Source organism: Streptomyces sp. NPDC024555, from assembly GCF_055559335.1.
Genome location: NZ_JBVHKV010000014.1, coordinates 74362 through 99723 on the forward strand (window position 1 = coordinate 74362; position 25362 = coordinate 99723).

The 25362-nt window shown below is 71.8% G+C and carries 21 protein-coding genes and 1 pseudogene; 6 read left to right on the forward strand and 16 right to left on the reverse strand.

Annotated features, from left to right (window positions below; all coding sequences use genetic code 11):
• The first annotated feature begins 9 nt into the window (after positions 1 to 9).
• Positions 10 to 666: a TetR/AcrR family transcriptional regulator gene (locus ACZ4FH_RS24535; RefSeq protein WP_467307384.1), complete on the forward strand. Its 657-nt coding sequence runs from the start codon at positions 10 to 12 to the stop codon at positions 664 to 666.
• Here the strand turns inward: ACZ4FH_RS24535 and ACZ4FH_RS24540 are convergent.
• The 10 genes from ACZ4FH_RS24540 to ACZ4FH_RS24585 form a co-directional block, all read right to left on the reverse strand.
• Complete coding sequence (locus ACZ4FH_RS24540; RefSeq protein WP_467307386.1) at positions 650 to 1519, reverse strand: endonuclease/exonuclease/phosphatase family protein; 870 nt, start codon at positions 1517 to 1519, stop codon at positions 650 to 652. The two genes, ACZ4FH_RS24535 and ACZ4FH_RS24540, sit on opposite strands and share 17 nt — an antisense overlap.
• Before the next feature lie 229 nt (positions 1520 to 1748).
• Complete coding sequence (locus tag ACZ4FH_RS24545; protein WP_467307388.1) at positions 1749 to 3983, reverse strand: glycoside hydrolase family 31 protein; 2235 nt, start codon at positions 3981 to 3983, stop codon at positions 1749 to 1751.
• Positions 3980 to 5092 (reverse strand): glycoside hydrolase family 15 protein, encoded by a 1113-nt coding sequence (locus tag ACZ4FH_RS24550; protein ID WP_467307390.1) that lies wholly within the window; start codon positions 5090 to 5092, stop codon positions 3980 to 3982. Before ACZ4FH_RS24550 ends, ACZ4FH_RS24545 begins: the two co-directional genes overlap by 4 nt.
• Positions 5093 to 5134: 42 nt before the next feature.
• Positions 5135 to 6427 (reverse strand): ABC transporter substrate-binding protein, encoded by a 1293-nt coding sequence (locus ACZ4FH_RS24555; RefSeq protein WP_467307392.1) that lies wholly within the window; start codon positions 6425 to 6427, stop codon positions 5135 to 5137.
• A 7-nt stretch (positions 6428 to 6434) separates the two neighbouring features.
• The gene (locus tag ACZ4FH_RS24560) at positions 6435 to 7271 is read right to left on the reverse strand and encodes a carbohydrate ABC transporter permease (RefSeq protein ID WP_467307393.1); all 837 of its coding nucleotides are present in this window, start codon (positions 7269 to 7271) and stop codon (positions 6435 to 6437) included.
• On the reverse strand, positions 7268 to 8149 hold the full coding sequence (locus tag ACZ4FH_RS24565; RefSeq protein ID WP_467307395.1) for a carbohydrate ABC transporter permease: 882 nt from the start codon (positions 8147 to 8149) through the stop codon (positions 7268 to 7270). Before ACZ4FH_RS24565 ends, ACZ4FH_RS24560 begins: the two co-directional genes overlap by 4 nt.
• Complete coding sequence (locus tag ACZ4FH_RS24570; protein WP_467307396.1) at positions 8146 to 9363, reverse strand: ROK family transcriptional regulator; 1218 nt, start codon at positions 9361 to 9363, stop codon at positions 8146 to 8148. Before ACZ4FH_RS24570 ends, ACZ4FH_RS24565 begins: the two co-directional genes overlap by 4 nt.
• Positions 9364 to 9598: 235 nt before the next feature.
• The gene (locus ACZ4FH_RS24575) at positions 9599 to 10015 is read right to left on the reverse strand and encodes an FKBP-type peptidyl-prolyl cis-trans isomerase (protein WP_467307398.1); all 417 of its coding nucleotides are present in this window, start codon (positions 10013 to 10015) and stop codon (positions 9599 to 9601) included.
• A 268-nt stretch (positions 10016 to 10283) separates the two neighbouring features.
• On the reverse strand, positions 10284 to 10985 hold the full coding sequence (locus ACZ4FH_RS24580; protein WP_467307399.1) for an HhH-GDP family DNA glycosylase: 702 nt from the start codon (positions 10983 to 10985) through the stop codon (positions 10284 to 10286).
• Positions 10986 to 11402: 417 nt separating this feature from the next.
• Positions 11403 to 13541: a M4 family metallopeptidase gene (locus tag ACZ4FH_RS24585; RefSeq protein WP_467307400.1), complete on the reverse strand. Its 2139-nt coding sequence runs from the start codon at positions 13539 to 13541 to the stop codon at positions 11403 to 11405.
• Positions 13542 to 13720: 179 nt separating this feature from the next.
• Here ACZ4FH_RS24585 and ACZ4FH_RS24590 point away from each other — a divergent pair, with 179 nt between their 5' ends.
• The 4 genes and pseudogenes from ACZ4FH_RS24590 to ACZ4FH_RS24605 all read left to right on the forward strand — a co-directional run bounded on the left by ACZ4FH_RS24590 (position 13721) and on the right by ACZ4FH_RS24605 (position 17833).
• Positions 13721 to 16444: a helix-turn-helix transcriptional regulator gene (locus ACZ4FH_RS24590; protein ID WP_467307402.1), complete on the forward strand. Its 2724-nt coding sequence runs from the start codon at positions 13721 to 13723 to the stop codon at positions 16442 to 16444.
• Between the two features lie 136 nt (positions 16445 to 16580).
• A pseudogene (locus tag ACZ4FH_RS24595) lies at positions 16581 to 16829 on the forward strand (glutaminase); the annotation flags it as partial.
• A gap of 24 nt (positions 16830 to 16853) precedes the next feature.
• Positions 16854 to 17084 carry a sensor histidine kinase gene (locus ACZ4FH_RS24600; protein WP_467307575.1) on the forward strand — a complete coding sequence of 77 codons (231 nt, stop codon included), beginning with the start codon at positions 16854 to 16856 and terminating at the stop codon, positions 17082 to 17084.
• Positions 17081 to 17833 carry a response regulator transcription factor gene (locus ACZ4FH_RS24605; protein WP_467307404.1) on the forward strand — a complete coding sequence of 251 codons (753 nt, stop codon included), beginning with the start codon at positions 17081 to 17083 and terminating at the stop codon, positions 17831 to 17833. The genes ACZ4FH_RS24600 and ACZ4FH_RS24605 overlap by 4 nt, the downstream gene beginning before the upstream one ends.
• On the opposite strand, the gene ACZ4FH_RS24610 is transcribed toward ACZ4FH_RS24605, so the two are convergent.
• The 5 genes from ACZ4FH_RS24610 to ACZ4FH_RS24630 all read right to left on the reverse strand — a co-directional run bounded on the left by ACZ4FH_RS24610 (position 17763) and on the right by ACZ4FH_RS24630 (position 23220).
• Positions 17763 to 19913, reverse strand: coding sequence for a M4 family metallopeptidase (locus ACZ4FH_RS24610; RefSeq protein WP_467307405.1), 2151 nt, complete (start codon positions 19911 to 19913; stop codon positions 17763 to 17765). The two genes, ACZ4FH_RS24605 and ACZ4FH_RS24610, sit on opposite strands and share 71 nt — an antisense overlap.
• Positions 19914 to 20541: 628 nt before the next feature.
• Entirely contained in the window at positions 20542 to 21567 is a 1026-nt protein-coding gene (locus tag ACZ4FH_RS24615) for a helix-turn-helix domain-containing protein (RefSeq protein ID WP_467307406.1), read from the reverse strand.
• Between the two features lie 197 nt (positions 21568 to 21764).
• On the reverse strand, positions 21765 to 21983 hold the full coding sequence (locus tag ACZ4FH_RS24620; protein ID WP_467307408.1) for a LuxR C-terminal-related transcriptional regulator: 219 nt from the start codon (positions 21981 to 21983) through the stop codon (positions 21765 to 21767).
• A gap of 268 nt (positions 21984 to 22251) precedes the next feature.
• Positions 22252 to 22392, reverse strand: coding sequence for a hypothetical protein (locus ACZ4FH_RS24625; RefSeq protein ID WP_467307410.1), 141 nt, complete (start codon positions 22390 to 22392; stop codon positions 22252 to 22254).
• 390 nt (positions 22393 to 22782) lie between these two features.
• Positions 22783 to 23220: a secondary thiamine-phosphate synthase enzyme YjbQ gene (locus ACZ4FH_RS24630; RefSeq protein WP_467307412.1), complete on the reverse strand. Its 438-nt coding sequence runs from the start codon at positions 23218 to 23220 to the stop codon at positions 22783 to 22785.
• 70 nt (positions 23221 to 23290) lie between these two features.
• Between ACZ4FH_RS24630 and ACZ4FH_RS24635 the strand changes: the two genes are divergently transcribed.
• Complete coding sequence (locus ACZ4FH_RS24635; RefSeq protein ID WP_467307413.1) at positions 23291 to 24400, forward strand: NAD(P)-binding domain-containing protein; 1110 nt, start codon at positions 23291 to 23293, stop codon at positions 24398 to 24400.
• Between the two features lie 25 nt (positions 24401 to 24425).
• On the opposite strand, the gene mltG is transcribed toward ACZ4FH_RS24635, so the two are convergent.
• On the reverse strand, positions 24426 to 25280 hold the full coding sequence (gene mltG, locus ACZ4FH_RS24640) for an endolytic transglycosylase MltG (RefSeq protein WP_467307414.1): 855 nt from the start codon (positions 25278 to 25280) through the stop codon (positions 24426 to 24428).
• Between the last annotated feature and the right edge of the window lie 82 nt (positions 25281 to 25362).

The following is a 25362-nucleotide window of genomic DNA, read 5'->3' on the forward strand; positions in this document are numbered from 1 at the left end:
ATCCGGCGAGTGGAGAAGATCGAGCAGCCCGCGCCGGAAGCACGTACCAACCGCCGCGGCCGCCGGTCACGGCAGGAGATCCTTGACGCGGCGGCCCGCGTGATGGCCGTGCGCGGCTACGCGGGAACACCCATGTCGGTGCTGGTCAAGGAGACCGGGCTGCCCAAGAGCGCCTTCTACCACCACTTCGAGTCCAAGGCCGGACTGCTCGCCGCCGTCATGGAACAGGGTGCCCAGGGCTTCTTCGACGCCATGCGCACGGCCCACCGCAACCCCCCGGAGGGCGGGACCCCCAGCGAGCGCCTCCACTGGTACCTGCGCCGGACCGGCAACGTCCTGGAGGACGGCGAGGACTTCCTGCGCCTCCTGCTCGTCCTGGTGATGAGCCGCGAGGCCGCCGAGGCACCCGAGGCGCTGCGCACCGTCGTCGCGGTCCGCGACGAGGGGCGCGCCTACATGGCGCACATGATCAGCTCGTCCTTCCGGAGCGCCGGCGAGGAGACCGCCGCCCGGATCGGTGAGGCCCTCGCCCCCTTCGGCATGGCCGGCTACGACGGCGCGTTCGTCGCCCTGCAGTCCGACAACGGCCGGCCCATGTCGGCGTGGATGGACGAACTCGCCGACTCCCTGGCGGCGTTGGGCTCGGCCCTCATCGCCGCCGGCTGACGGATCCCGGGTCCGCCCGCCTCACATCGGCCGCCACCAGATCGTGGTCCGAGTACGGGGTGAGGTGCACACGCTGCCCGGCCGGGGCGAAGCCGCGCAGGAAGATGTAGTCGAACTTGCTGCGCCAGTCGGTCGTCGGCGTGCACCCGCCCGCCCCCGAGGGTCCGCACTCCGCGTCGGCGTCCGCGAACAGCCGCCACATCGGGGCGAGTTCAGAAGCCTCCGGCACCGCGTTGAAGTCACCGAGCACGATCGTACGGTCGTAGCGCCCGACCACCTTCGCCAGGGCCTCGGCCTGCTTCGCGCGGACGGGCTCCTGACGCCGTTCGGCGAAGTGGGTGTTGAAGACGCGGACGGGCCGGCCGTCCACGAGCGTGGTGACGGCGAGGAACCCCCGGTCCTCCGAACCGCCGTCCGGGTACTCGGTGTTCACCGCATCGGTCATCGGGGCGGCCGAGAGGATCGCCTGTCCGAAACCCCCCGGCTTCCACGGCACTCCCCCGCAGCGGCTCCAACTCCGCAGCACCGACCCGTACGTCACGTGGTACGCCAGCCCGTACCGGTACCGCAACTGCTCGACGATCCGCTCGACGTCCCCCACGCACGCCTCCTGCAGGCCGATCACCTGGGGCGCGTACGTGGCGATCTCCTTCGCGCGCCCCGCGTTGGGGTCGCCGTCCTTGCAGGGATTGCAGATGTTCCACGTCATCACCCGGTTCGGCACCGCCTTCGCGGGCGCACCGGCCGGCAGCGGATCGGCGACGCGCTCCCCGTTCGTCGCCCCCGGTCCGGCGACCAGCACACAGACCACGATCAGCGCACCCACGAGCCACCGCGCGCCCGTTCCGGTCACCTTCGCCTCCTCGGAGTCGGGGACACACGCCCGCACGGGAGGTCCCGGGTCCGCCGCGGGGGCGGGGGAGCCGGTCCGCGGATGGGATCATGATGGGTCCGGTACGCGACCGGGGTCAATCGTGCCCGAGGGGCCGGAGGCGGGCCGGGCGGCGGACAGGCGGGCGCCGGGCGGCACCGGTCCGTCAGGTCCCGGCACCGCCCGGCGGGGTGCTCCTCTCCGTGCGGGGTCAGTCGGTTCCGGAGAAGAGCGGCTCCAGCGCCGGCCAGCGCGCGGCCGTCGCGAAGACCGGAATGGTGCCGAGGGGTGCCTCGCGGACGAGTTCCCGGCCGCCCGTGAACGTCTCGCCGGTCCAGACGTCGACCCAGTCCGTGCCCTCGGGCAGGTAGACCGTGCGGTGCGCGGCACCGGGTTCGGTGACCGGGGCGACGAGCAGCCCCGAGCCGAGCCGGAAGTGGTCCTGGTGCTCCCAGATCCTCGCGTCGTCGGCGTGGTCGAAGAACAGGCCGCGCATCAGGGGCTTGTTCTCGGCCAGACCGGTCCTCGTCTCCTCCGCCAGGTAGGGGACGAGGCGTTCCCTCAGCGCGGCGTAGCGGCGGAAGGTGTCGAGGACGGTCGGGTCGCCCGAGCGGTCCGCGATGTTCCACGGGGTGCGGTCGCGCAGCGGCAGACGGTGGTGGTTGTACTCGGAGTGGTACTGCATGATCGGCACGAAGGCCGAGAACTCCGTGGCCCGGATGTACAGTTCGGCGTCCGGTACGTCACCGGAGAAGCCCGCGAGGTCCCAGCCCCAGTAGACGATGCCGCAGGCGGAGGCCGTGATGCCGGCGTGGACGGAGTGGCGGTAGGCGTCCCAGGTGGAGTCCTCGTCGCCCGCCCAGAAGGCACCGGCGTTCTGCGATCCGGTGAACCCGGCCCGGCTGAAGGTGACCGGTGCCTTGCCGCACCGGCGCAGCAGATCGCCGTAGGCCCGGGGGTACGCGACCGGGAAGAGGTTGTTGGTGACGTCGCCGGAGGTGCCGTCGGCGTAGTGCAGGTCGGCTCCCCAGGCGTGTTCGCCGCCGTCGGTCTTGAAGCCGTCGATGCCGACCTCGTCCACCAGGTAGCGGCGCTTGGACAGCCACCAGTCACGGGCCTCGGGGTTCGTCAGGTCGGGCATCAGGGCGAGCGGGAACCACCAGCCGCGGTTGCGGTAGGGCCGCTTGCCGTCCTCCTCCAGGACCGCGTAACCGCGGTCGGCCATCGCCCTGGCGTCGGCGGCGGCCTGCCCGGACGGGTTCGGCCGCATCTTCATCAGCGGGATCTGCCAGAGGAGCACCTTGATGCCGCGCGCGTGCAGTTCGTCGACCATGGCCTTGGGGTCGGGCCAGGCACCGTCGGCGGGAAACGTGAAGTCGCCGAGGCGGTGCGCGGAACCGTCCTCGTTGACCTCGTACCGCGCGTCGCGGAACGCGGTGAACGTGGACTCGTCGCTCCAGGCCTCGATGACCAGGGCCCTTACGGGGATGTCCGTGTCCCGGTGGCGGTCCATCTCGGCCATGACCCGGGCCTGGGTGTTCCATTCGTTGCCGCTGGCCCACAGGCCGAACACCCACTCGGGGAGTTCCTCGGGGCGGCCCGCCTCGTCGAGGAAGGCGCCGAGGACGTCGGCGGGGGTGCCCCGGTAGCAGTGGGTGTCGAGAACGCCGTCGGTGCCGACCTCGGCCTCGATCCGGAGCAGGCCGGTGTCCGTGGCGCCGACGTCGTACCAGGTGCGGCGGGAGGTGCGGACGTGGAAGCCCCAGCCGTCGCCGCCGATGACGAGGGCGAAGGGCATCGGGAGATAGGTGCGGGTGGTGAAGCCCTGGCCCTTGTACTGCTCGAAGACCTGGGCGTCGAGGGCGAGGCCCCGCTGGTCGACGGCGTTGTGGCGCTCGCCGAAGCCGACGACGTGCTCGCCCTCGGCCAGCCGCAGGGCGAAGCGGACGCGCAGGGGGGTGCCGTCGGCGGCCCGGAGGGTGCGTGCGGTGCCGGGCACGAGGCGGCCGGCCGGGCCCGTCACCGTCAGGGCGTCGGCGCCGTCGTGCCAGGCGGCGGGGGCCACGGTGTGCCAGCGGGTGGACCGGGTACGGCCGTCGGCGTGCGTGGCGGTGAACCGGTAGCGGGCGCTCGTGCGCTCGGCCAGCGGCCGCGGCCGGACCACCCACCGCGTGCGCCCGTGGCGGGCGGCGCCCGACGCGGCGGCGGCCAGGTGGCTGTCGCCGTCGCCCCCGGAGTCGCCGGCCGGGGGCTGGTCCGTCTCCGCCTCGGCGGTCAGCGTCGTGACCGTTCCGCCGGTGTCCCAGGCGCACACCACGGAGGTGATGCCGGGTCCGGTGGAGGCGCGCACCTCGAAGGCCTCGCCGGCGAGCGGCGTGGCGGGCACGATCTGGTCGTCGGTCGGTTCGTAGGCGTGGCCCGAGCCGTGCGGGCGGTGGCGGATCACAGGGAGACTCCGAGTTCGTCGGCGAGGATGAGGTACATGGCGTGGGACCAGAGCAGCGGGGTGGCGTTGTGTCCCCAGCGCTCCTCCCACTCGGTGAGGCGGCGCGGTGCCTGGAGGCGTACGTCCGGGGCCTGCTCGGGCAGCAGGTGGTCCTTCGTGGCCTGCGCGGCGATCCAGTCGAGCGCGCGGCGGGCCTCGGCGGTGCGGCCGATGCGGGCGTAGTGCCAGCCGAGGAAGCCCGCGAGGACGGGCCACTGGCCGCCGCCGTAGAACGTGTCGCCGAGGTAGCGGTACACGCCGCCGCCGGGCTGCACGATGTCGAGTTCCGCGGCGTGCAGGGTCGCGGCGGCCACCGGGCCGTCCGGCTGCACGCTGCCGAACGGGGTGAGGCAGGCCAGCAGGCTGCCGTCGACCTGCTTGCTGCCCAGCCACTTCGCCAGGTGTCCGTCGTACATGCCGCGTTCGCGCACGAGCGCGTCGATGGCGTCGACGGTGCGCGCGCAGAGGCCGCGGTCGGCGAGGCCGGCCTCGGCTACCGCGTGCAGTCCGCCGCGGATCGCTCCGAGCGTGGCGCCGTGCACCCGGTCGTTGTACTCCTCCCACCAGTCGTAGCAGGGGGTGGACCAGGTGGCGGCGAGGTAGTCGACGGTCAGCCGGACGGCTTCGCGATAGGGCGCGGGGTCGCGGTCGTGCCGGGCGAGGTGGGTGGCCAGGGACCACAGCCACGTCCCGTAGCCGTCGAGCTGGAAGTCCCACCAGCCGACCTCGCCGGTGTCCTCGCCGTCGAGGGTGTAGCGGGTGGGCAGATAGGCGACCTCGTCGGGCCGTTCGCCCCGGCGCAGCGCGTCGAGCAGCGATGCGATGCGCCCGGCGCGGTCGGTGACGACGGAGGCGCACCAGCGGTGGAAGGCGTCCGCGCTCTCCGGTGCGCCCGACCGGGAAGCCGCCTCGGCGACGAAGGCACCGTCACGGAACCACGAGTAGCGGTAGACCTCGAAGGACGGGCAGGCCGGGTAGGCGCCGGACGGGGCCTGGTTCTCGGTGATCACCTCGATGCTGCGGCGCAGCAGGGCGGCGTGGCCGGGGGCGGCCTGGATGGGCACGTTCATGTCTCCTGCGGGGTGTTCACATGGCGAAGGCATCGGGATCGGTCAGTCGTGGGAGGCGTCCAGCAGCGGCTGGACCTCGGAGGCTGCCCGGTGGAGGGCCTTCTCCACGGTGGTGGAGCCGATCACGACGGCTTCGAGCTGGTGGGTGACGATGTCGGCGATCTTCGCCTGGTCGACGAGCTGCGGGCTGGGGGCCACGTCGTCGAGGGCGTCGAAGACGGCTTTCCGGTTGCCGGGGGGTGTCTGGGCGACGTAGCTCCTCTTCAGGTCGTCGCCGGTGGCCGGGGAGAGTTCCCAGGAGGTCCTGATGCGCAGTTCCGCCGCCTCCCGGGACGTGGTCAGGTAGCGCATCCACTCCCAGGAGGCGTCCGCCGCCCTCGACTGGCCGGACAGGGCGAGGGTGTTCTGGAAGACCGAGTTGGCCTTGCGGTCCGGGGTGGCGGCGGGTTCAAGCGCGACGTCCCAGCGCTTCGGGCCGGTCTCGGCGACCGCGGGGAAGAACCATGAACCGCTGTGCCACATCCCGAGTTTCCCCTCGGTGAACAGCTTGGTGTCGTAGTCCGTGGCCCCGCCCATCTGCGCCTGGGTCGGCATGGTGGTGCCGACCTTGCCGGTCAGCCATGCGGCCGCGGCGACGCCCTGCGGGCTGTCGAAGGCGACCTTTCTGCCGTCCTTCGACAGGACGCTGCCGCCGTTCTGGGCGAGCGCCTTGGTGAACTCCAGATAGGAGGGGTGCTGGAAGTCGCCGAAGACGCCGTCGCCGAGCGCCCTGATCCTTTCGGCCGCCTTCCGCTCGTCCTCCCACGTCCAGTCGGCGGTGGGGTAGGCGACGCCCGCCCGGTCGAACAGGTCCTTGTTGTAGAAGAGCAGCTCGGTGGAGAAGCTGGACGGCAGGCCGTACTGCGTACCGCGGTAGGCGAAGGCCGAGAGGGAGGACGCGGTGAAATGGTCCTTCACCCCGGTGTCCTCGATACGGTCGTCGAGGCCGGCGAGCGCGCCGGAGTCGGCGTAGGCGGCGAAGTTGTCCTGGTTGAGTTCGAAGACGTCGGGCGCGGTGCCGCCCGCGACCGAGGTCTGCAGCTGTGTGAAGTACTGGTCGAACGGGAAGGCCTGGACGCGGATGTCGATGTCCGGATGCGCCTTCTCGAAGGACGCCTCCAGCCGCGCCAGGTCCTTGAGGTGGTCGGGTGCCGCCGTGAACGTCGTGTAGTGCACGATCGTGCGTCCGTCGCCCGAGGTGGAACGGGTCGCCGACCCCTGGGTGCAGCCGGCGGCCAGCAGCGCCCCGGCCACGGCGAGGGCCGTCAGGGCGCGGCGCCTGGTGGGATGGTTCATCGGGGGCCTACTTCAGTCCGGTGGTGGCGATGGAGCGGACGATGTGCTTCTGCGCGAAGAGGTACAGGAGCAGCATCGGTACGACGCTGATGACCGAACCCGCCATGACGACGTTCCACTGGGTCGTGAACTGGCCCTGGAGGGAAGAGAGTCCGAGCGGCAGGGTGTACAACTCGGGCGAGCGGGTCACGACGAGCGGCCACAGGAAGTTGTTCCAGGAGGCCATGAAGCCGAAGACGGTGAACGTGGCCAGCGCGGGACGTACCAGCGGCAGCACGACGGTCCACAGGATCCGCAGGTATCCGGCGCCGTCGACGAGGGCCGCCTCCTCCAGTTCGCGCGGCACGGACAGCATGGCCTGGCGGATGAGGAACGTGCCGAAGGCGGAGGCCAGTCCGGGCAGCATGATCCCGGCGTAGGTGTCGATGAGGCCGATCTGCTTCATCTCGACGAACAGCGGTACGAGCAGCACCTGCTGGGGGATCATCATCGTCGCCAGGTACACCATGAACAGGGTGTCGCGGCCGCGGAAGGCGAAGCGCGCGAAGGCGTACGCGGCGAGGGTGCTGGTCACCAGCTGGACACCGGTGGAGACGACCGAGATCCACAGCGAGTTGCCGAGGATCCGCCAGAACGGCATCGCGTCGCCGAGCCTGCCGAAGTTCTCACCGGTGAGGCCGGACAGACGCGGCGCGGAGCCGAGCGAGCCGTCCGGCTGGAACGCGGTGAGCACCATCCACGCGAAGGGGAAGAGCATGCACAGCGCGCCGAGGACGAGCCCCGTGGTGACGAGGGCGCCGCGCAGCGGACGGCGGGGCCCGGGGAGGGGAGTCGTGGCGGTCACTGGGCATCCACCACCTTGCGCTGTACGCGCGACTGGAGAACGGAGACGATGAGGATGACCACGAAGAGCACCCAGCTGAGCGCGCTCGCGTAGCCGATCCTCCCGTAGCGGAAGGAGTTGTCGTAGACGGCAGAGACCACGGTCGTGGTGGCGCCGGCCGGGCCGCCGCCGGTCATCACGAAGACCTGGTCGAAGACCTGGAAGCCGTTGATGAGCGAGATCATGACGACGAAGAGGCTGGACGGTGCGAGCAGCGGGAACGTCACGTGCCGGAAGCGCTGCCAGGCGCCGACGCCGTCGACCTTCGCCGCCTCGTACACGCTCTCCGGGATCGCCTGGAGCCCGGCGAGCAGGATCACCATGACGAAGCCGAGGTCCTTCCACGCGGAGGCGAGGACGACGGACGGCATCGCCCAGGACGGGTCGGTCCACCAGCCGGGTCCGTCGATCCCGAACCAGCCGAGGGCCGTGTTGAGCGCGCCGGAGCTCGGGTTGAGGATCCACTTCCATACGAGGGCAACGACGACCCAGCTGGTGACCACGGGCAGGAAGTAGACCCCGCGCAGCAGATTGCGGCCGCGCATCGCGCGGTTGAGGCCGAGGGCGATGAGCAGTCCGCCGGCGTAGACGAGCGGCAGGTATCCGACCACGTAGGCGAGGGTGTTGCGGAACGCCTTCCAGGTGTCGGCGCTGGTGAGGACCTCGCGGTAGTTGTCCAGCCCCGTCCAGGTCATGGGCTTGAGCAGGTTCCAGTCGTGGAAGCTGATCCACAGCGATCCGAGCATGGGACCGAGGACGAACGCGAGGACGAGGACGAAGCTCGGCGCGAGGAGCAGGGCGAGCAGGGCCGCCTTGCGGGGGCCGGTGAGCGTGTTCACGAGGATCCGCTCCGCCCGGTGCTCCTGCCGATCCGCGCCCGGACGGCGTCGGCGGGGCCGATGCCGTGGTCGGTGGCGTTGAAGGGGGCGGACAGAACGACAGCGGCAGCGCCCTGCGCCCAGGCCCGGTCGCTCCAGCTGTCGATGATGACGTCGAGGTTCTGGATGGGCCGGAACAGGTGGCCGTGCAGGGCGGGTTCGAACCCGTCGCGCAGATACGGCCACCAGGCGACGCCCTCGCCCGTGACGACGACGGCGCCGGGATCGAGCACATTGGCGACGCCCGCGAGCGTACGGCCGAGCAGCCGGCCCGCGCCGCGCAGCACTTCGAGGGCGGCGCTCTCCCCCGCCTCCGCGAGGGCCGTCAGGGACTCCGGGCGGTCGCCCTCCCGCAGCAGGCCGTGCTCGACGGCGGTGCGTACGAGACCGGCGAATCCGGTGTAGGCCTCCAGGCAGCCCCGGTTGCCGCACTGGCACGGGCGCCCGTTGTCCATGACGGGCACATGGCCGATCTCGCCCGCCGCTCCCCGCGCGCCCCGGCGCACCGCGCCGCCGTCGACGACCGCGAGGCCGACGCCGTAGCCGAGGGTGAGGACGAGGAAGTCGTCCCGGCCGCGGCCGTGCCCGTACAGCAGCTGGGCGGCTCCGACCGTGTTCACGTCGTTGTCCACCAGGACGGGGACGGCCAGGGCCTGGGCGAGCACCTTGCCCAGCGGGACCCGGCGCCAGCCGAGTACGGGCGAGTCGACGCTGCCGTCCGTGTCGACCCGGCCGGGCACCCCGACCCCGACCCCCATCAGCGGCGCCGCGCCCCGTACCGAGGCGACCTCGGGGGCCAACAGCGCGACGAGGCGGTCCAGGGCGCCGGTGTCCAGGGCGTCGAACGGGTGCGTCACGGAGCCGGTGACCGAACCGTCCAGCGTGACGTGCACGACGGTCACATGGTCGGGCGCCACCTTGACGCCGATCGCCCGTCCCGCATCGGCCACGACGGCGAGCCGGATCGCCGGACGGCCCCCGGCCGAGGGCACGGACTCCGCCTCGACGATCAGCCCCTCGGCGAGCAGGCGCTTCGTGATCTGCGTGACGGTGGCCGGACTGAGGTCCAGCTGCCGGGCGATCTCGGTCCTGCTCAGCGGACCACTGCGCCCGAGCACGGCGAGAACCGCCGTACGGGACAGACCGCGGGGCGAGGCGTGGGCACCTGGTGACACGTGCCACACCTCCTTTCCTGGGCGTACATGGAGCGGCCCGATATGCGGCCACTAACTTTCGTCACTAAATTTAGTGACGAACATAAGTCCCCCGGGCGAGGGTGTCAACGCCCGTCATCGGTCGGCGAAGGGGCAGCAGAAGCCGCCGGAGCATGCGCCCGCTACGCGACGCCCCGGTGCCGCCCGCTCCGGAAGGGACCTCTGCGGCAACGGGCTCGGGTCGAGGGAATCGGGATCAGGCCGGACCGCCGGGCCGGGCCGCCCCCACCCCGGGGCCCACCACCGTGAGGAGGTCCACGACGAAGACCAGGGTCGAACCCGCCGGGATCAGGACCGACGGCGACTGCTGGCCGTAACCGAGCCGCGGGGGCACGACGATCTCCCGCCGGCCGCCGGCCCTCATGCCCCGCACTCCCCGGTCCAGGCCCTTGATGACCTTGCCGCCGCCCACGGCGAACTTGAGCGGAGTCCCCTGCTCCCAGGAGGAGTCGAACTCCCGCCCGGAGGCACACGTGACCCCGACGTAGTGGATCCGCACCACCCGGCCGGGCCGCGCCGCCGGCCCGTCCCCGACCACCAGGTCCCGGACCGTCAGCTCCGTGGCCTCGACCTCCTCGGGCACCTGGACCACGGGCTTCGTCGGTTCACTCATCACGCTCTCCTCGCTCACCACCGGCGGCCCGGGAGCGGTCCGCCGCATGGATGGTCCCGCAGTGACGGTGCCGTCGCGGCCACGGACCAGGTCGTGTCCGACGCGCGGCGCAACGATCCGGGGCTCGGCCACCGCCCTGATCTGTCCCGCGAGACGGTCCCGGTGCGCGGCGAAGGTGTGGTGCGGTGCCCTTCGCGGCCCGAGGGGTGGGGGAATCCGTGAGCGATCCGGCGCGGGTCCGCCCGTGGGCAGGGCTCGTCCGGGCGGGTCAGCGGTTCTTGTCGTCGGCCAAGACCCGGTCGGCCATGTGACGGTCGAGGCCCACCCGGACCAGGGCGTCCGCCAGCGCGTCCAGCCGCTCGGGCGGCACCGTCCTCGCCAGTGTCTCGGTGCGCGTGGGCAGATGGACCCGCTCCGCGCCCGACAGCACACGTTGGTCCATGGCCGGCCGGAGGAACGGCCAGACGGACTGGGCGTCGCGGCAGAACGCCCAGGCGCCGGCCGGGCCGATGCCGGGGAACTGCTGGAGGATGGTGCGGACCCGGGCGGGCTGCTCGTCCGCCTCCCGCGCCAGCTTGCGCAGGTCCCCGGCGTACCTGTCGCGGACGATGTCGGCGCACTCGCCCAGGCGGGTCGCGGTGCCGTCGGCGTAGTGGTGGTACCGGCCCTTGACGAGCGCCGATGTGCGCTGGTCCCACGTCAGCTCGGCCATGCCCTGTGGCGTGCGGCCGCCCGCCGCGAACAGGGAGGCGGCCCCGGTGACCGCGATCGACGCCTGGATCCGTGCCGAGATCAGATTGGCGAGCACGAGCAGCTGCCACAGCGGTGCGGGCTTGTCGGCCAGCCGGATTCCCGCCTGCTGGGCGTAGGTCCGGCCCGCGTCGGCCAGCAGCGCCGAGACGCGTGCACGGTCCCGGCTCGTCGGGGCGGCACGGCCGGCCGTCCCGCGCTTCTTTCCCGTGGTGTCCATCAGGGCCTCCGATGATGTCGCCGGGTTCCTGTCGGATGGGCCACACCGGGCATCGCGGCGAGGTGTCGCGCGCCGCCGTGGGGGCCGCACGGCACGCGTCCGGCTTCGGCAGGGCCCTCGACGCGTCCGGGCGGTCGCCGGCCGGGACGGGCCCCGCGCATCGGTGTCCGGCCACCGGACGTGGACCCGGTGTTCCGCGTCCTCATCGTCACTCGCGGCGCGTCATCGTGCATGTCCGTGGCTCCGGAGGGCGCCCGTGGCCGCCCCGGCGGACGGTTCTCCGCGCTGCCACGTGTGCGGGGCACGGCGGCCGGCCGCCTGCCGTGTCTCGGCCCGGCGCTGCACGGCGGGGCTCCCGCCGGCGGAGTCCCGGGCGGGGACCACGGCAGCGGGAGCCCTGGTGGTGAAAGGCCCCGGTCAGCCGATGGCGATCTCGTCGACCAGGAAGACGGTCGACAGGTAGGTGTCTTCGGTGCCGGCGAACTCCAGCTTCACCGTCTGACCCTTGAAGGCGGACAGGTCAACGGTTCTCTGGACGTAACCCGCGCTCGCGTTCGCGTTGGAGTAGGTGGCCAGCGCGGTGCCGTTGACCTTGACCTTGAGCGTGTCGTAGGCGACGAAGCCGGACTCCTGGGTGGAGACCTTCAGCCAGAACGTGAGCTTGGGACTCCCGGCGGAGGGCACCGCGATGTTCGACTGGGAAAGGGACTCGATGGCATTGGTGCCGTAGCCCATCATCCAGGCGTAGCCGGAACCGCTCCGGGCGGGCTGCAGCGTCGAGGTCGTGATGATGTCGTCGCTCTGGCTCCAGCCGCTGGTGCCCTGCTCGAAGCCCCCGTTGGTCAGCGCCGTGCCACCCGGAGGCGTCGGGGTCGGGGTCGGGGTGGGCGTGCCGGTCCCGGGGGCGGGCAGCGCGGTGCCGACGCTGACGGCCGCCCACGCCTTGGAGACGAGGTAGCGCTCCTGGGAGTCGGTGCCGTACAGGTCGGCGGCGGCCTGCAAGGTGGCGGTGCGGGCGCCCGCATAGGTGGTGGTGGACGTCATGTACGTGGACAGCGCGCGGTACCAGACCGCGGCGGCCTTCTCCTTGCCGATGCCCGTGAAGGTGTCGTTGTTGCAGGTGGTGCCGTTGTGCGCGCGTCCACCGATGGTCTTCGCCCCGGTACCCTCGGCGGCCAGGTAGAAGAAGTGGTTGCCGATGCCCGAGGAGTAGTGGACGTCGGCCGAGCCGGCGCCGGAGGTCCAGCAGGACAGGGAGCTGCCGTCGGCGGCGGGGTTGTCCATGCGGCGCATGTACCCGCCCGACATGTTGAGCTTCTCGCCGATGTAGTAGTCGCCCGGGTCGCCGGCGTTGTCGGCGGAGAACTCCACCATGGTGCCGAAGATGTCGCTGGTGGCCTCGTTGAGGCCGCCTGATTCGCCGGAGTAGGTGAGGTTGGCCGTGGCGGCGGTCACGCCGTGGCTCATCTCGTGGCCGGCCACGTCGAGCGCGGTGACGGGGGTGTTGCCGTTCTGTGAGGAGCCGTCACCGAAGAACATGCAGAAGCAGTCGTCGTCGTAGAAGGCGTTCAGCAGACCGGTGTCCACGTGCACGTAGGCGGGGGCCCCGCGGCCGTCGTTGCGGATGCCGGAGCGGTTGAAGGAGTTCTTGTAGTAGTCCCAGGTCTTCGCCAGGCCGTAGGAGGCGTCCACGGCGGCGCTCTCGCGGCTGGAGGTCGTGCCGTTGCCCCAGGAGTTGGTGGTCTTGGAGAAGGTGCGGGCGTACTGCTTCGGGTTCGACTGCGGGCTGTTGTACGAGTCGTAGACGACCGTGCCGCCGTGCGCGGGATCGGTGAGGGTGTACGCGCTGCCGGACTGAGTGGTCTCCAGGGAGACCTGGCCGACGGTGACGCCGTTGCCGGTGCCCGTGGTGCTCTGGTGCAGCTCGTACTGGGCCAGGGGCGCGCCGCTGGTGGCGTCGACGATCACCGCCTCCCGTGAGGAGGGCCCGCTCTCGCCCGCGCCCGTGACCGTGGACCGGTAGGCGAGGACCGGTACCTTGCCCACCGCGTACACCACGAGGGTGCTGGTGTCCGAGCCCTTGGACTTCGGGTTCTTCACGTGCTTGGCGTGCTTCACGGCAGCGGCGGAGGCGGCGGCCGGCGTCAGCTTCGGTGAGGTGCCGGCGACCCGGACCGGGCCCGGATGCGCCAGGTTCGAGCCGGTGATCCTGCCGTCCTGGGTGAGGTGCACGACCAGGTCGCCGCCGATCACGGACAGACCCTTGTAGGTGCGGTCGTAGCGAACGTGCCGGGTGCCGTCGGTGTCGAGCAGCACGTCCTTGGCCACCAGGCGCTCGGCGGAGCCCATGCCGAGTTCGCGGGCGGTAGCGGCCGCGTTCCGGTCGGCCGTGCGTATCGCCTCGCCGCGCGTGTCGGGCGACATCGCCCGGAATCCGGCCCCGGGCCGGACGGCGGAGCTGTCGGTGGCGGCGGTGGACCGGGTGGCCACCAGGTTGACCGAACCCAGGGCGAGGGCGGCCGCGACTCCGGCCGCCAGCGCGTTCTTGCGGTTCATCGTGATCCTTCCGCGGGGCCGTGTCGGGGATATGCCGCAGGACGTCATCTGGGGTGCGGGGGATGTTCGGCGGCTGTTGGCCCTGCTGTGGCCATGAGGCTAGGGACGGGGGTGGTGGCCGACATCAGGGAAACCCCTTGACCTGGACCGGAGGGTCCCGGCGGGCGCACCATGGCCCGGTGCGCGACTCTGCGATATGGATGAACACGCTCCAGGACCCGGCTGGTTCGGCGCTGCCGGAGGTGCCGGAGGCCATGGACGGAACCCGGCGGGTGGTGTTGTTCGGGCCGCCGGGAATCGGCAAGACGACAGCGGCCGCGATCGTGGGACGCCGACTCGGACCGCCTGTTCTGCGACTGGCCCCGCGTCCGCAGGACGCCGCGGTTCCGTACTCCGGTCTCCTCGAACTCGCCCTGGCCCTCCCGTCGCCGCCGGCCGGGGAACTGGCGGCGGAACTGGCCGAGTCCGCCGATGAGCCCGGCTCCTCGGATCCCGCCGGGACGGGCCTGCGGCTACGCCGGCTGGCCGCCGCCCTGTTGCGGAACGCCTCGCCCATGACGCTGGTGGTGGACAACGCCCAATGGCTGGACCCGGCCAGTGCGGCGGTCCTGGGCTGGGCTCTGCGTCTGACCCCCGAACTCCCCGCCGTCGTCGCCGATCGTGCCTGGCGGCCGGAGTCCGGAGTCCACTGGTGCGGGGAGGACGCACGCGCGGTGCGCGTCGCCGCCCTGACATTCAGTCAGGTCACGGCCCTGCTGGCGCCTCTGCCGCTGTCCACCGGCGAGGTCGCCCGGATCCATGCGTGCAGCGGCGGCAATCCCGCCGTGGTCCTGGCGCTCGCCGACGCCGCGCCTCCTCCCGCGGACCGAGCCGGTGGAAGCGAGCCGTTCCTGCCACCGACGGCCCGGCGGCTGATGGACGAGTGGCTGAACGAGATGCCCGCCCCGGTGCAGGAACTGCTGACGTTCGCCGCGCTGGACGACCGGCTCGACCTACGACTGGCCGTCGCGCTCGCCGGTCCATCGGCGGGGACGCTCCTGGCCCGGGCCGCGACGGCGGGACTGGTGGAAATCGGACGGCAGGACGGAAGGGTGCGCCTCACCGCCTCCGCGATCGGCGCGGAGCTCCTGACCCGGTTGCCGGCCGCTGCCCGCCGTCTCCTGCACACGCGCCTGGCCGAAGCCTGCGATGAACCGCTCCGCCGTGACCTGCACACCGCACGGGCGGCCGCGGGCACCGTCGACTCCCGTACGGCCCGGCACACCGCCCGCGCCGCCGGCCGCGCGAGGCTGCGCGGAGAACATGCGCTCGCCGCGGAACTCGCCCTGCTGGCCGCCGACCTCACCCCGCGTGAGGACACCGGCCTGGTCACCGAGCGAGCCCTGACCGCCATCCGGGACGCCGCGCACTTCGGCGACCTCACCCGCAGCCGGGCCGCGACCCGTCTCCTTCTGGAGCACGAGGACCGGCCCGCCCCACGTGTCCAGGCCCTGCTGGCCGTGCTCGACGCCAGCGGACAGCGCCTCAACGGCGCGGACGAACTGTTCGCCGGGGCGGTCCACGAGGCCGCCGGACAACCGGAGCTGATCGCCCAGATCCTGCTCCGCCAGGCCGTCCGCGCCAACCTCAACGAGGGCACTCCCGAACAGGCTGCCGCTCTGGCCGCCCAGGCCGCCGCTCTCGCCGGAGCCGCCGGCGACACCACCACCACCGCCCTCGCCCTGACCATGCAGGCCCGCGTCCAGCGCATTCTCGGCACGCCCGGAGCCGATTCCGTACTCGACCGCGCCCTGCGCACGCACCGCACCGCGCACGTCGCCGTCAATGCCACCCCCGAACACCTCGCCGCCCGTCACGCCCTCTTCGACGACCGGCTGTCCGACGCGCGGACGCTCCTGCTGCCCCTGCTCTTCCAGGCCCAGCGGGCCGGGGACGCCGAAGGGACCGTGGACGTCCTGCGCAGTCTCGCCGAGGTGGAGATCCGGGCCGGACGCTGCGCCCAGGCCCTCGACTACGCCGCCCGCGCCCAGGCGCTGACCGACAGTTCCGGCCTGCCCTCCGGGCCCGCCTGTTACACCTCCGCCCTCGTCGAGGGCACCGCCTCACGGACCGATCCCGCCCTTGCCCTCGCCCGGCGCGGTGTCGAGGCGTCCCGGCAGGAGGACAACCGGGTGTTCCTCTCCCGCAACACCTTCGCCCTCGGCCATCTCCTCCTGGTCACGGGCCGTGCGAAGCAAGCCCTGGAGGCACTGGAGGAGGTACGTGATCTGGAGGCGCTCCAGCAGGTCCACGACCCCTCCGTCCTGCGCTGGCACGCCGACATGGCCGAGGCCCTCATCACCCTGGGGCACCTCGAACAGGCTCACGAGCTGCTGAGCGCCACACGCCGGAGCGCGACCGACCTCGGCAGACACTCCGTCCTCCCGTCCCTCGATCGCGCCCAGGCCCTCCTGGACGCCGCGCACGGCCACTACGACATGGCCGCCCGCAGACTCACGGACGCAGCCGGCCTTCTGAGCCACCTCCCGATCGAACGCGGCCGCACCCTGCTGGCGCTCAGCCACACCGAACGACGCGGACGCCGGCGCGCCAACGCCCGCGCGGCCGCACAGAGCGCCGCCGCCCTCTTCACCGCCCACGCGGCACATCCCTGGGCCCAGGCCGCCGCGGACAGCCTCAACCGCCTGGAGCACACCACTCCGCACACCAGCGACCGCCCCGGCCTGACCCAGGCCGAACAGCGCTGCGCCCAGCTCGCTGCCACCGGCGCGAGCAACCGCGACATCGCCGCGGCCCTCACCGTCAGCGTCAAGACGGTCGAAGCCACCCTCACGCGCGTCTACCGGAAACTCGGCGTGCACTCACGCGTCCAGCTCGCGCGCACCGTGAGCCCCGCGGGCTGATCCGACAGGCCCCCTCGCACCGTTACTCCAGCGGTACGACCGTTTCGCCGGGGGAAGCGCGCGATCCTAGCCACGAAGGCCGGAACGAGGGAATCCCCCGCTGCCTCCGAGGGCCCTCGGTGGCGAGCATGAGCACATGACGATCAGCCGGAGGCCCGAAACCCCCTGTCCCGTTCGGCCGGACACCGTGACCGCGGTCGGAAACGGACGCTTCGGCGCCGTACTGGACCGCATCGCGAAGGAGACGGCCGCCCTCGCCGAACGGGGCCGCCCGGCCGGCTCCATCCCGCTGCTCGCCGACGCCGACCCCGGCCGCTTCGGCATGGCCGTCGCCGAACCGGACGGAACGGTCCACGGCGTCGGCGACTGGCGCACGCCCTTCTCGGCGCCGCTCCTCGACCAGCGGCGTGTGGCGGACCTCGCGCAGCCCTTCCGCCGTCTCGGCGCCGACCGGACCGGCACCGGCCGGGGCAGTGGCCTCGGCCTCTCCATCGTCGCGGCCATCACCCGGGCCCACCACGGCACCCCGGACCTGCGCGCCCGCCCCGACGGCGGCCTGCGCGTCACCGTCACCCTCCCCCGCACGGACGGCAGGACGACGACGGAAGCCCACGGCACCGAGACAGGGGTGAGGTGTTGAGAGTCCTGGTGGTCGAGGACGCCCGCCCCCTCGCCGAAGTCATCGCCGAGGGGCTGCGCGACCAGGGCATGGCCGTGGACGTGGCCCACGACGGGCTCGACGCCGCGGTCAAGCTGGACGCCAACGCGTACCACGTCGTCGTCCTCGACCGCGACCTGCCGGGCATCCACGGCGACACCCTCTGCCACATGATCACCGAGCGGAACAGCCGAGTCATGGTGCTGATGCTGACCGCCGCCGGCTCACCCGGTGACCGCGTCAGCGGCCTGACCCTGGGCGCCGACGACTACCTCGCCAAGCCCTTCCACTTTCCCGAACTCGTCCTGCGCATCCGCGCCCTGGCCCGCCGCCGTCCCGCCGCCCGGTCCCGCACCCTGAGCACGGCAGGCATCGAACTCGACCCGATGCGCCGGACCGCCACCCGCGACGGCCACCCACTCGACCTCTCCGTCAAGGAGTTCGCGGTACTCGAGGCCCTCCTCAACGCGAGCCCCGCCTTTCTCAGTGCCGAGAACCTCCTCGAACAGGTCTGGGACGAAAACGCCGACCCGTTCACCAACACCGTCACGGTGACCATCAGCCGCCTGCGCCGCAAACTCGGCGACCCCCCGGTCACCAAGGGTGGCCGTTACACTCTCCACCAGGCCGGACGCCGGTCACGACCGTGGGGCCAAAGCCTCAGAAGGTCAGGCTCCAGCGCTGGAGATGACCTGGGTCCAGGTCGAATATGCCCGGAGTGCCGTCGGTGACGCGCAGCTTCCAGATGCCGATCGCGGTGACCGCTGAGGCGTCGACCGTGTACGTCTCGTGCAGCTCGGACGTGAGTACCCAGGGCCCCCAGGGCTTGACGTGGATGACGGTTCCATCGGGGGCTATCAGGTCGATCACCATCGCGTTGCTGAACTCGTGGTCGAGATCGACCGTGACTTCGAGGTCACTCGGTGCCTTGCCCGGCCTTCCCCGGACAACCAGCGGGGACTCGACAACGCCCCACTTGCGGATCACATACGTGGTCGGGTTGACGAAGAAGTGTCCGCCGGATTCAAGAACTGTCCAGGTGAACGAGAACGTCCGGATGTCCCTGGCCGCGTCCCTGATGACGACGACCGAGTGGTAGTCACCGGCCCTGCCGGGCGTGCCGGTGATCAGACCGGTGGTGTGGTTGATCGACAGGCCCCGAGGCAGCGACTTGGCGGAGTAGGTCAGCGGGCCGGGACGGCTGCTGAATGCGGTGATCTGACGGCTGACCGGCTGGCCGACCGCCACCGGCTCGGTCGGCAGCGGTTCCGCAGCGATGTGGTTGACGTAGCGGACCCCGACGTTGACGGCCGCCCAGGAGTTGGCAACGGACTCGTAGGCCCGGCTCCTTCCGCCGTAGAGGTCGGCGGCGGCCTGGAGCGTCGCGGTCCGGGCGCCGGCGTAGTCGGTGGTGCTGGTCATGTAGACAGTGAGCGCGCGGTACACCACGGCCGCGGCGTCGGTCAGCCCGATGCCCGCCACCGGGAGCCCGTCGTACGTGGGGCTGTCGTAGTCCACGCCGCTGATGGTCTTACGTCCGCTGCCCTCGGCGAGCAGGTAGAAGAAGTGGTCGCCCACCCCGGCCACCATGTGCGGCTCCTGCCCCTTCGCCTGCGGCGTCCAGTAGTCCAGGGGTGCGTAGCCGACGGAACTGATGCCGGCCTTGGAGGGACGGTCCATGTAGCGGATGGGCTTGCCGTCGCCGTGCAGGTCGTCCGACTCGGCCATCGTGTAGTCGGGTACGTCGTCGGGGTTGTCGGCGTAGAACTCGACAGCGGCGGCCATCATGTCGCTGATCGCCTCGTTGAGGCCCGGCGACTCACCGTTGTTGCCCAACCCCGCCGTGGCGGAGGTGACTCCGTGCGTCATCTCGTGCGCGGCGATGTCGAGGGACGTCACTGGGTGCTGTCCGTCCGCGCCGTCGCCGTAGCTCATGCAGAAGCAGCCGTCCTGCCAGTTGGCGTTGGCGAGGGGAACCCCTCGCACGGATTCGTAGTGGACCCGGGAGGAACTGCCGCGGCCGTCGTCGGCTATGCCGTTGCGGCCGAAATTGTCATGGTAGAAGTCCCACGTGGTCTGCGCGCCGTAGGCCGCGTCCACCGCCGCGGTTCCGGGGTTCGTCGCCGTTCCGTCGCCCCACACGTCGTCGCTGTTGGTGAACAGGACCCCGTTGGCGTTGTCGCGCGAGTCGAGCGTCCGGTGGTTGCCGTGCGCGGGGTCGATCAGGGCGTACGTACCGTCGTCCTGGCGGGTGGAACCGATCGTGACCTGCCCGCTGTAGAGGCTGTTGCCCTCGGCGGACTCCACGTGTTCGGAGTTCTCCAGGGTGGCGCCGCTCGCGGCGTCGGTCACGACATGGCGTTCGCTGGGGGACCCGTCCTGCTGGAGGCCCGTGACGACCGTCTCCCAGGCCAGCCGGGGCTTGTCGTTCATCATCCAGACGACCTGCTGGGGGGCGGTGCGTGCCGCCCCCTCGCGGGTGCCCTTGGCCGCGGCCTTGCTCAGGGCAGACTTCTTCGCGGTGCCGGCCGACACCTTGGCCTTGGCCGTCGGCAGGGTCAGTTTCGCCTTGGAGGCGTAGGTGACGGTGTGGGACCCCTCGTGCTGATGGTCCACCAGGTCTCCGCCGAGCACTGGCAGTCCGGCGTAGGTCCGGTCGTAGCGGGTGTGGACGGTTCCGTCGGCGTCTTTGATGACGTCCTTGGGGATCAGCTTCTCCTGCGGGCCCAGCCCCAGCAAACGGGCGGTGTCCGGAGCCGTGTTGGCCGCCTGGTCGAGCAGCTTCCGGCGCTGCCCGGGCGACAACTGCACGGTGGCGGCACCTGGTCTTGCCGGGGCCTCGACCTGTGGGAGCGCTCGTACCGTGCGAGTGCTCCCGGATGCGTCGGAGGGGGAGGCGGCGCCGGCCGAGGCGGGCAGGGCGGACAGGGTGAGTGCTGCGGCCGTGACCACCACGGTCGAGATCCGGCGTCGCCGGGAACGGTGCGAACCCTGTGTGGATGCGGCCCTGTTACTGGTGGAGTTCAATCTGGGGGACCTTTCGTTCGGCTGTCGGCCGATGTCGAGCGGCGCACGGGCCGGTCTCCGCGGGACCGGCCCGTGCTGTTTCACGGGGACGGGGCACGGGCTTCACTTCGACGGGAAGCCCGTGTCGCCGGCGGGGGAGGTTCGCCGCGCGCTTGGAAGTGCGCATCGTTCGAACCCCCGCTGCTGAGCTGGGGCCGACCTGCGCTGATTCAAGGTCGACAGCGGACGGTGCACATCCGCTGAGAGATGAAACTAAGTGCCGTCACCATGTCTTCGGCAGGTCAGATGGGTGGCGACTACATGCCACTTGGCACAGATCCGCCAGACTGCGCTCGAACGCCGCCGGAGGCGCCGGTGTGACGACAGTCGGCCGGCCGGCCTGTGGCGGATGCGGTGCTCGACATGCGGCTCGTCACGCTCCCTCGCCCACGGCCCCGGGCTCAGTGGATGCCGAAGGTTCGTTCAGCCAGCCTCGTCGGGCGGCCTGGGCCGCGGCCTGGAATCGGGTAGTGGCGCCGAGTTCGGTCATCAGGTGGTGGATGCGGCGTTGGGTGGTGCGATGGCTCCAGCCCTGAGTACGGGCGATCGCCGCATCCGAGCAACCCGCGGCGAGCAGCCTCACGAGGGAGACGTGGTCGGGGTGGCCGGGCGTGCCGCGTGATGCGGTCGGCGATGCGGGGTCCTGAATGGGGGACGCACCGTCCCACTCCGCTTCGAAGAGTGCTTCCAGCGCGGTCAGCATCGGTGAGCGGCGGATGATGTACGCGGTGAGGTGTCCACCCGGGGCGAGACTGAAGGGATTGACCGCCTGTGTGTCGTCGGCTATCACGAGTTTGATCGGCAACTGCGCGCGAACGCGTGCCTGTTCGCCGAAGCGTATGCTCGGCAGGATGTCGTCCCGGAGGCGGTCCGGCCATGCGACCGCAGCCCGGTCGTAGACCACACGGTGTGTGACGCCCGAGCTCTGTCTGCGGTGTTGGTCGTCCAGGTTGCTACCGGGGCGGTCGACGTAGGGCGGCCGGTCGAAGGTGCGGACCTGATGGAGGGCGCCGTCGGTGAGCCGGCGGATGGCCGCGCTGATGTCGTCACGACCGCGGAGCAGTTCCACCGCGATGTCCGGGTCGGCGATCCGCAGAGCTTCGCGGTGTCTGTCGGCCAGTTGGTGAACCAGCGCGCGGGCCGCACCGAGCTGCTGCTCGCGTTCCTTGATCAGTTCGGTGACCGCGACGTCAGGGGCGGCCGCGGTGAAGCGTGGAGGCCGGCTCGCCGATCTGGTCGCGAGGCCGGTCTTCACCAGAATGGAAAGCCGGCGCCCGGCCTGGCTCGCACTCGTCCTGCAGGCGCTCGCCACCTCGGAGGCAGTGCTGTGGGGCAGGCCGATCAGCGTGGTGTAGACGCGTTGCGTCTCCTCGCCGAGTCCGAGGACGTCGAGTTCCATGTCAGCTCCGTTCATTCGGGCCGCCGACTGCCAGTCGGCGGCATCTGGTCACACGTGTCGACCGGCGGTGATGTGCCTTCATGCACCGTGCAGGTCCTGTCACCCACGGACGCGTCCGCGGCTCCACAGGACCTGGGTTCTGCCCGGCTCAAGGGCGGAGCCGGTCCTCCTGCCGGGCCGGCGGGAGCTGGTCGGCGTCATGCGTCGATGTCGAGAAGCACGGGTGCCGGTTCCTTGCGCGACCCGCAGCCGAGCTTGCGCAGAGTGCGGGAGATGTGGCTCTCGACCGTGCGGCGAAACAGGAACAGCTCGTTGGCGATCACCTGGTTGGTCTCGCCGAGGCTGCCGGAGCGGCCACCCGGTACTCCTTCGGCGACAGCCTCTGACCGGAGCGCCGTCCGCCCCGCCAGGGACAAGGGATCGGTACGCCGAACTGCCGCATGCTGCGGCTGACGCGCGCGTTGTCACGCGAGGCGGACATCTCACCGTACAGACGGAGGGCAGCCTCCAGTTCCGGACCGTCCCGCGCCGGATCGCGCTCGCAGCGAACCCGGCCGAGCCGTGCGGCGGCCGGGGCCTCGTCGTAGCGCAGACCCGCGTCCATGAGGATCCGACGTGCCTGCCCGAGCAGAGCCTCGGCATCGTCGGCGCACTCGTGGGCGGAGGCGAGCGCGCCCCGGACGGTCAGGAGGGGAGCTTGCGCGCGGCGAGTCCGTCCCGCAGGAACCAGGCCCTCAGCCCCGCCCGGCGCGCCCGCCGGCTCTCCAGCCGGTCGGCCATCGCCTCCGGCACCGCGGTCTGCAGCGCCCCTGTGGCGGCCGGCACTTCCAGGGCGTGTCGCGCCCGAGCCCGGTCTTCAGGCGCTCGTCGGCCGCCCCGAAAGCCTCGGCCTCGAGCACGGCCCCGTTCAAGTCGGCCGTCTCCCCCGTGGTGAACCGGAACATCTCCGGCGGAACCCTGCGCATGCTGGTGCATCCCCTCCTCCGCCACCCCTGCGGTACGTCGGCACCCACGTTGAGGGGCGGTCCGACATCACGTTCTCGGGTCGCTGTCGCCATTCTCATGGCAGTCGCGGCCGAGGATCACTCCGTCCCCTCGCAAGGGTGGACAAGGCACTGTTCACGGGGAGACCTGGTCCCCCGCGAGACTGAGGTCCACGGCGGTGCGGCCCCTCACCACGGCCCGGGGGGGGGCGGCCGGACATGACCCGTACAGTCAGGCCTCGTCAACGCCACCCAGGAACGACAACCTGACCTGACGGTTGGTGTTGCTCCTGTTCGTGTCGACCAGGCACACCGACTGCCACGTCCCCAGCTCCAGCCGCCCCCCGATCACCGGAAGCGTGGCGTGCGGCGGGACGAGGGCCGGGACGACGTGGTCGCGGCCGTGGCCGGGGGCGCCGTGGCGGTGCTGCCAGCGGTTGTCGGCCGGGAGGAGGGTGTGCAGGGCGGAGAGCAGGTCGGCGTCGCTGCCCGCGCCGGTCTCCAGGACGGCGATGCCCGCGGTGGCGTGCGGTACGAAGACGTTGAGGAGGCCGTCGCGGCCGGCCGCCGTGCGGGCCAGGAACTGTTCGCAGTCGGCCGTCAGGTCGGTGACCGTCTCCGTCGTGCCGGTGGTCAGGTGCAGGACGCTGGTGCTGAACGCGGAAGCCATGGGGCCATTGTGCTGCCGCGGGAAGATCCGGGCCTCCCGCACGGTTGGTAGAAACGTGAACGATACGGGTGTGCGCGCGGTGGATGTCGTGGTGATCGGTGCCGGCCAGGCGGGGCTGTCGGGCGCCTACCACCTGCGGCGCGTCGGCCTGGAGCCGGACCGCGACTTCGTGGTGCTGGACCATGCGCCGCGCCCCGGCGGCGCCTGGCAGTTCCGGTGGCCGTCGCTGACGTACGGCAAGGTGCACGGCATGCACGCGCTCCCCGGGATGGAACTGACGGGGGCCGACGGGGCCAGGCCGTCGTCCGAGGTGATCGGGGAGTACTTCGACCGTTACGAGCGTACGTTCGGGCTCCGCGTGCACCGGCCCGTCGAGGTGGCCGCCGTGCGCGAGGGGGCGGACGGGCGGCTGCTCGTCGAGACGTCCGAGGGGCCGTACGCCACGCGGGCGCTGATCAACGCTACCGGGACCTGGGACCGGCCGTTCTGGCCCCGCTATCCGGGGCAGGAGACCTTCCGCGGCCGGCAGTTGCACACGGCCCGGTACCCGGGTCCCGAGGCGTTCGCCGGGCAGCGGGTGGTGGTCGTGGGCGGCGGGGCCTCGGGAACGCAGCATCTGATGGAGATCGCCGAGGTGGCGGCGGACACCTTCTGGGTGACGCGCCGGCCGCCGGTCTTCCGGGAGGGGCCGTTCGGGGCCGAGGAGGGGCGGGCCGCGGTGGCCATGGTCGAGGAACGCGTACGGCGCGGGCTGCCCCCGCAGAGTGTCGTGAGCGTCACCGGGCTGCCGCTGAACGACGCCGTCCGGAGCGCCCGCGCGTCCGGCGTCCTGGACCGGCTCCCGATGTTCGACCGCATCACTCCGACGGGCGTGGCCTGGGACGACGGCCGGAGCATCGAGGCCGACGTCATCCTCTGGGCGACCGGATTCCGGCCGGCCGTCGACCATCTCGCGCCGCTGCGGCTGCGCGAGCCGGGCGGCGGCATCCGCGTCGAGGGCACGCGGGCCGTGCGCGACGAACGGGTGCACCTCGTCGGGTACGGGCCCTCCGCCAGCACCATCGGCGCCAACCGCGCCGGGCGGGCGGCCGTGCGCGACATCGGCCGGCTGCTCGGGCGGACCGGAGCCCCCGTCGGCCCGGCGGCGCGGGAGGCGAGGACCGCGGTGCCGGCCGCCTGACGCGCCGGGGTGGGAGCGGCCGGGGTCAGCCCCCGCCCGACTGCCGCCGGTTGCGGTTGAACTCCGCCACATTGCGCTGGTGTTCGGCGTAGTCCGCGGTGAACCGGGTGTCGCCGGGGGCGACCGTCACGAAGTACAGCCAGGGGCCGGGGGTCGGATCGATCGCCGCCACCATCGCCTGTTCTCCCGGGTTGCCGATGGGTGTGGGCGGGAGGCCCTTGCGCGTATAGCTGTTGTACGGGCTGTCGATCCGCGTGTCCCCGGTGGTGGTGTCCAGGGTGCTGCGGTTCAGGGCGTAGTTGAGCGTGGAGTCCATCTGGAGCGGCATGCCCCGGTCGAGCCGGTTGTGGACCACACGGGAGACCTTGCCCATGTCGGAGACGGTGTCGGCCTCGGCCTGGACGAGCGAGGCGATGGTCACCGTCTGGTAGACGGAGACGTCGTTGCGCTGCGCGCCGGCGGTGATGTGGTCCGCGCCGAAGCGCTTCAGCGCGGTGTCGGCCATGTAGCGCAGCAGGCTCTCGGGGGTCGTGTCGGAGGTGACCGGATACGTCGCCGGGAAGAGGTACCCCTCGGGGTTGCCCTTGGCCTCGGCCGGCAGGGGGAGGCCCGCCGCCGGCACGGCCTTCTCCGTGGTGCCGGCGGGTTCGCGCAGGGCCTCGTCGACGGCAACGTACACCTGGGAGGCCCGTCGGCCCTCGGGGATCACCAGCGTGCGGGCCTGTTCGGGCGTCGGTTCCTCCCGGGTCAGCAGGGGGACGAGAACGGCGGCGCCCACGGCCAGGACCAGGACGGCGCCGAGGAACAGCACCAGGCGGCCCCGTCTGGTCGGGCGGATCCTGCGTCGGGAGGGGCGGCCGTCCGGGGACTCGTTCACCATGCGGGCACGCTATCCGGCGCCGGTCCGCGCGGCGGGGAGGCCGCCGTCGCGTCACCCGTCGGCGGCGCACCATGTGAACACA

Excerpts from the sequence above, each read along its gene's own strand:
- ACZ4FH_RS24550 (WP_467307390.1), bottom strand. The coding sequence starts at position 5,092 with ATGAACGTGCCCATCCAGGCCGCCCCCGGCCACGCCGCCCTGCTGCGC.
- ACZ4FH_RS24555 (WP_467307392.1), bottom strand. The coding sequence starts at position 6,427 with ATGAACCATCCCACCAGGCGCCGCGCCCTGACGGCCCTCGCCGTGGCC.
- ACZ4FH_RS24575 (WP_467307398.1), bottom strand. The coding sequence starts at position 10,015 with ATGAGTGAACCGACGAAGCCCGTGGTCCAGGTGCCCGAGGAGGTCGAG.
- ACZ4FH_RS24580 (WP_467307399.1), bottom strand. The coding sequence starts at position 10,985 with ATGGACACCACGGGAAAGAAGCGCGGGACGGCCGGCCGTGCCGCCCCG.
- ACZ4FH_RS24585 (WP_467307400.1), bottom strand. The coding sequence starts at position 13,541 with ATGAACCGCAAGAACGCGCTGGCGGCCGGAGTCGCGGCCGCCCTCGCC.
- ACZ4FH_RS24615 (WP_467307406.1), bottom strand. The coding sequence starts at position 21,567 with ATGGAACTCGACGTCCTCGGACTCGGCGAGGAGACGCAACGCGTCTAC.
- ACZ4FH_RS24630 (WP_467307412.1), bottom strand. The coding sequence starts at position 23,220 with ATGGCTTCCGCGTTCAGCACCAGCGTCCTGCACCTGACCACCGGCACG.
- mltG (WP_467307414.1), bottom strand. The coding sequence starts at position 25,280 with ATGGTGAACGAGTCCCCGGACGGCCGCCCCTCCCGACGCAGGATCCGC.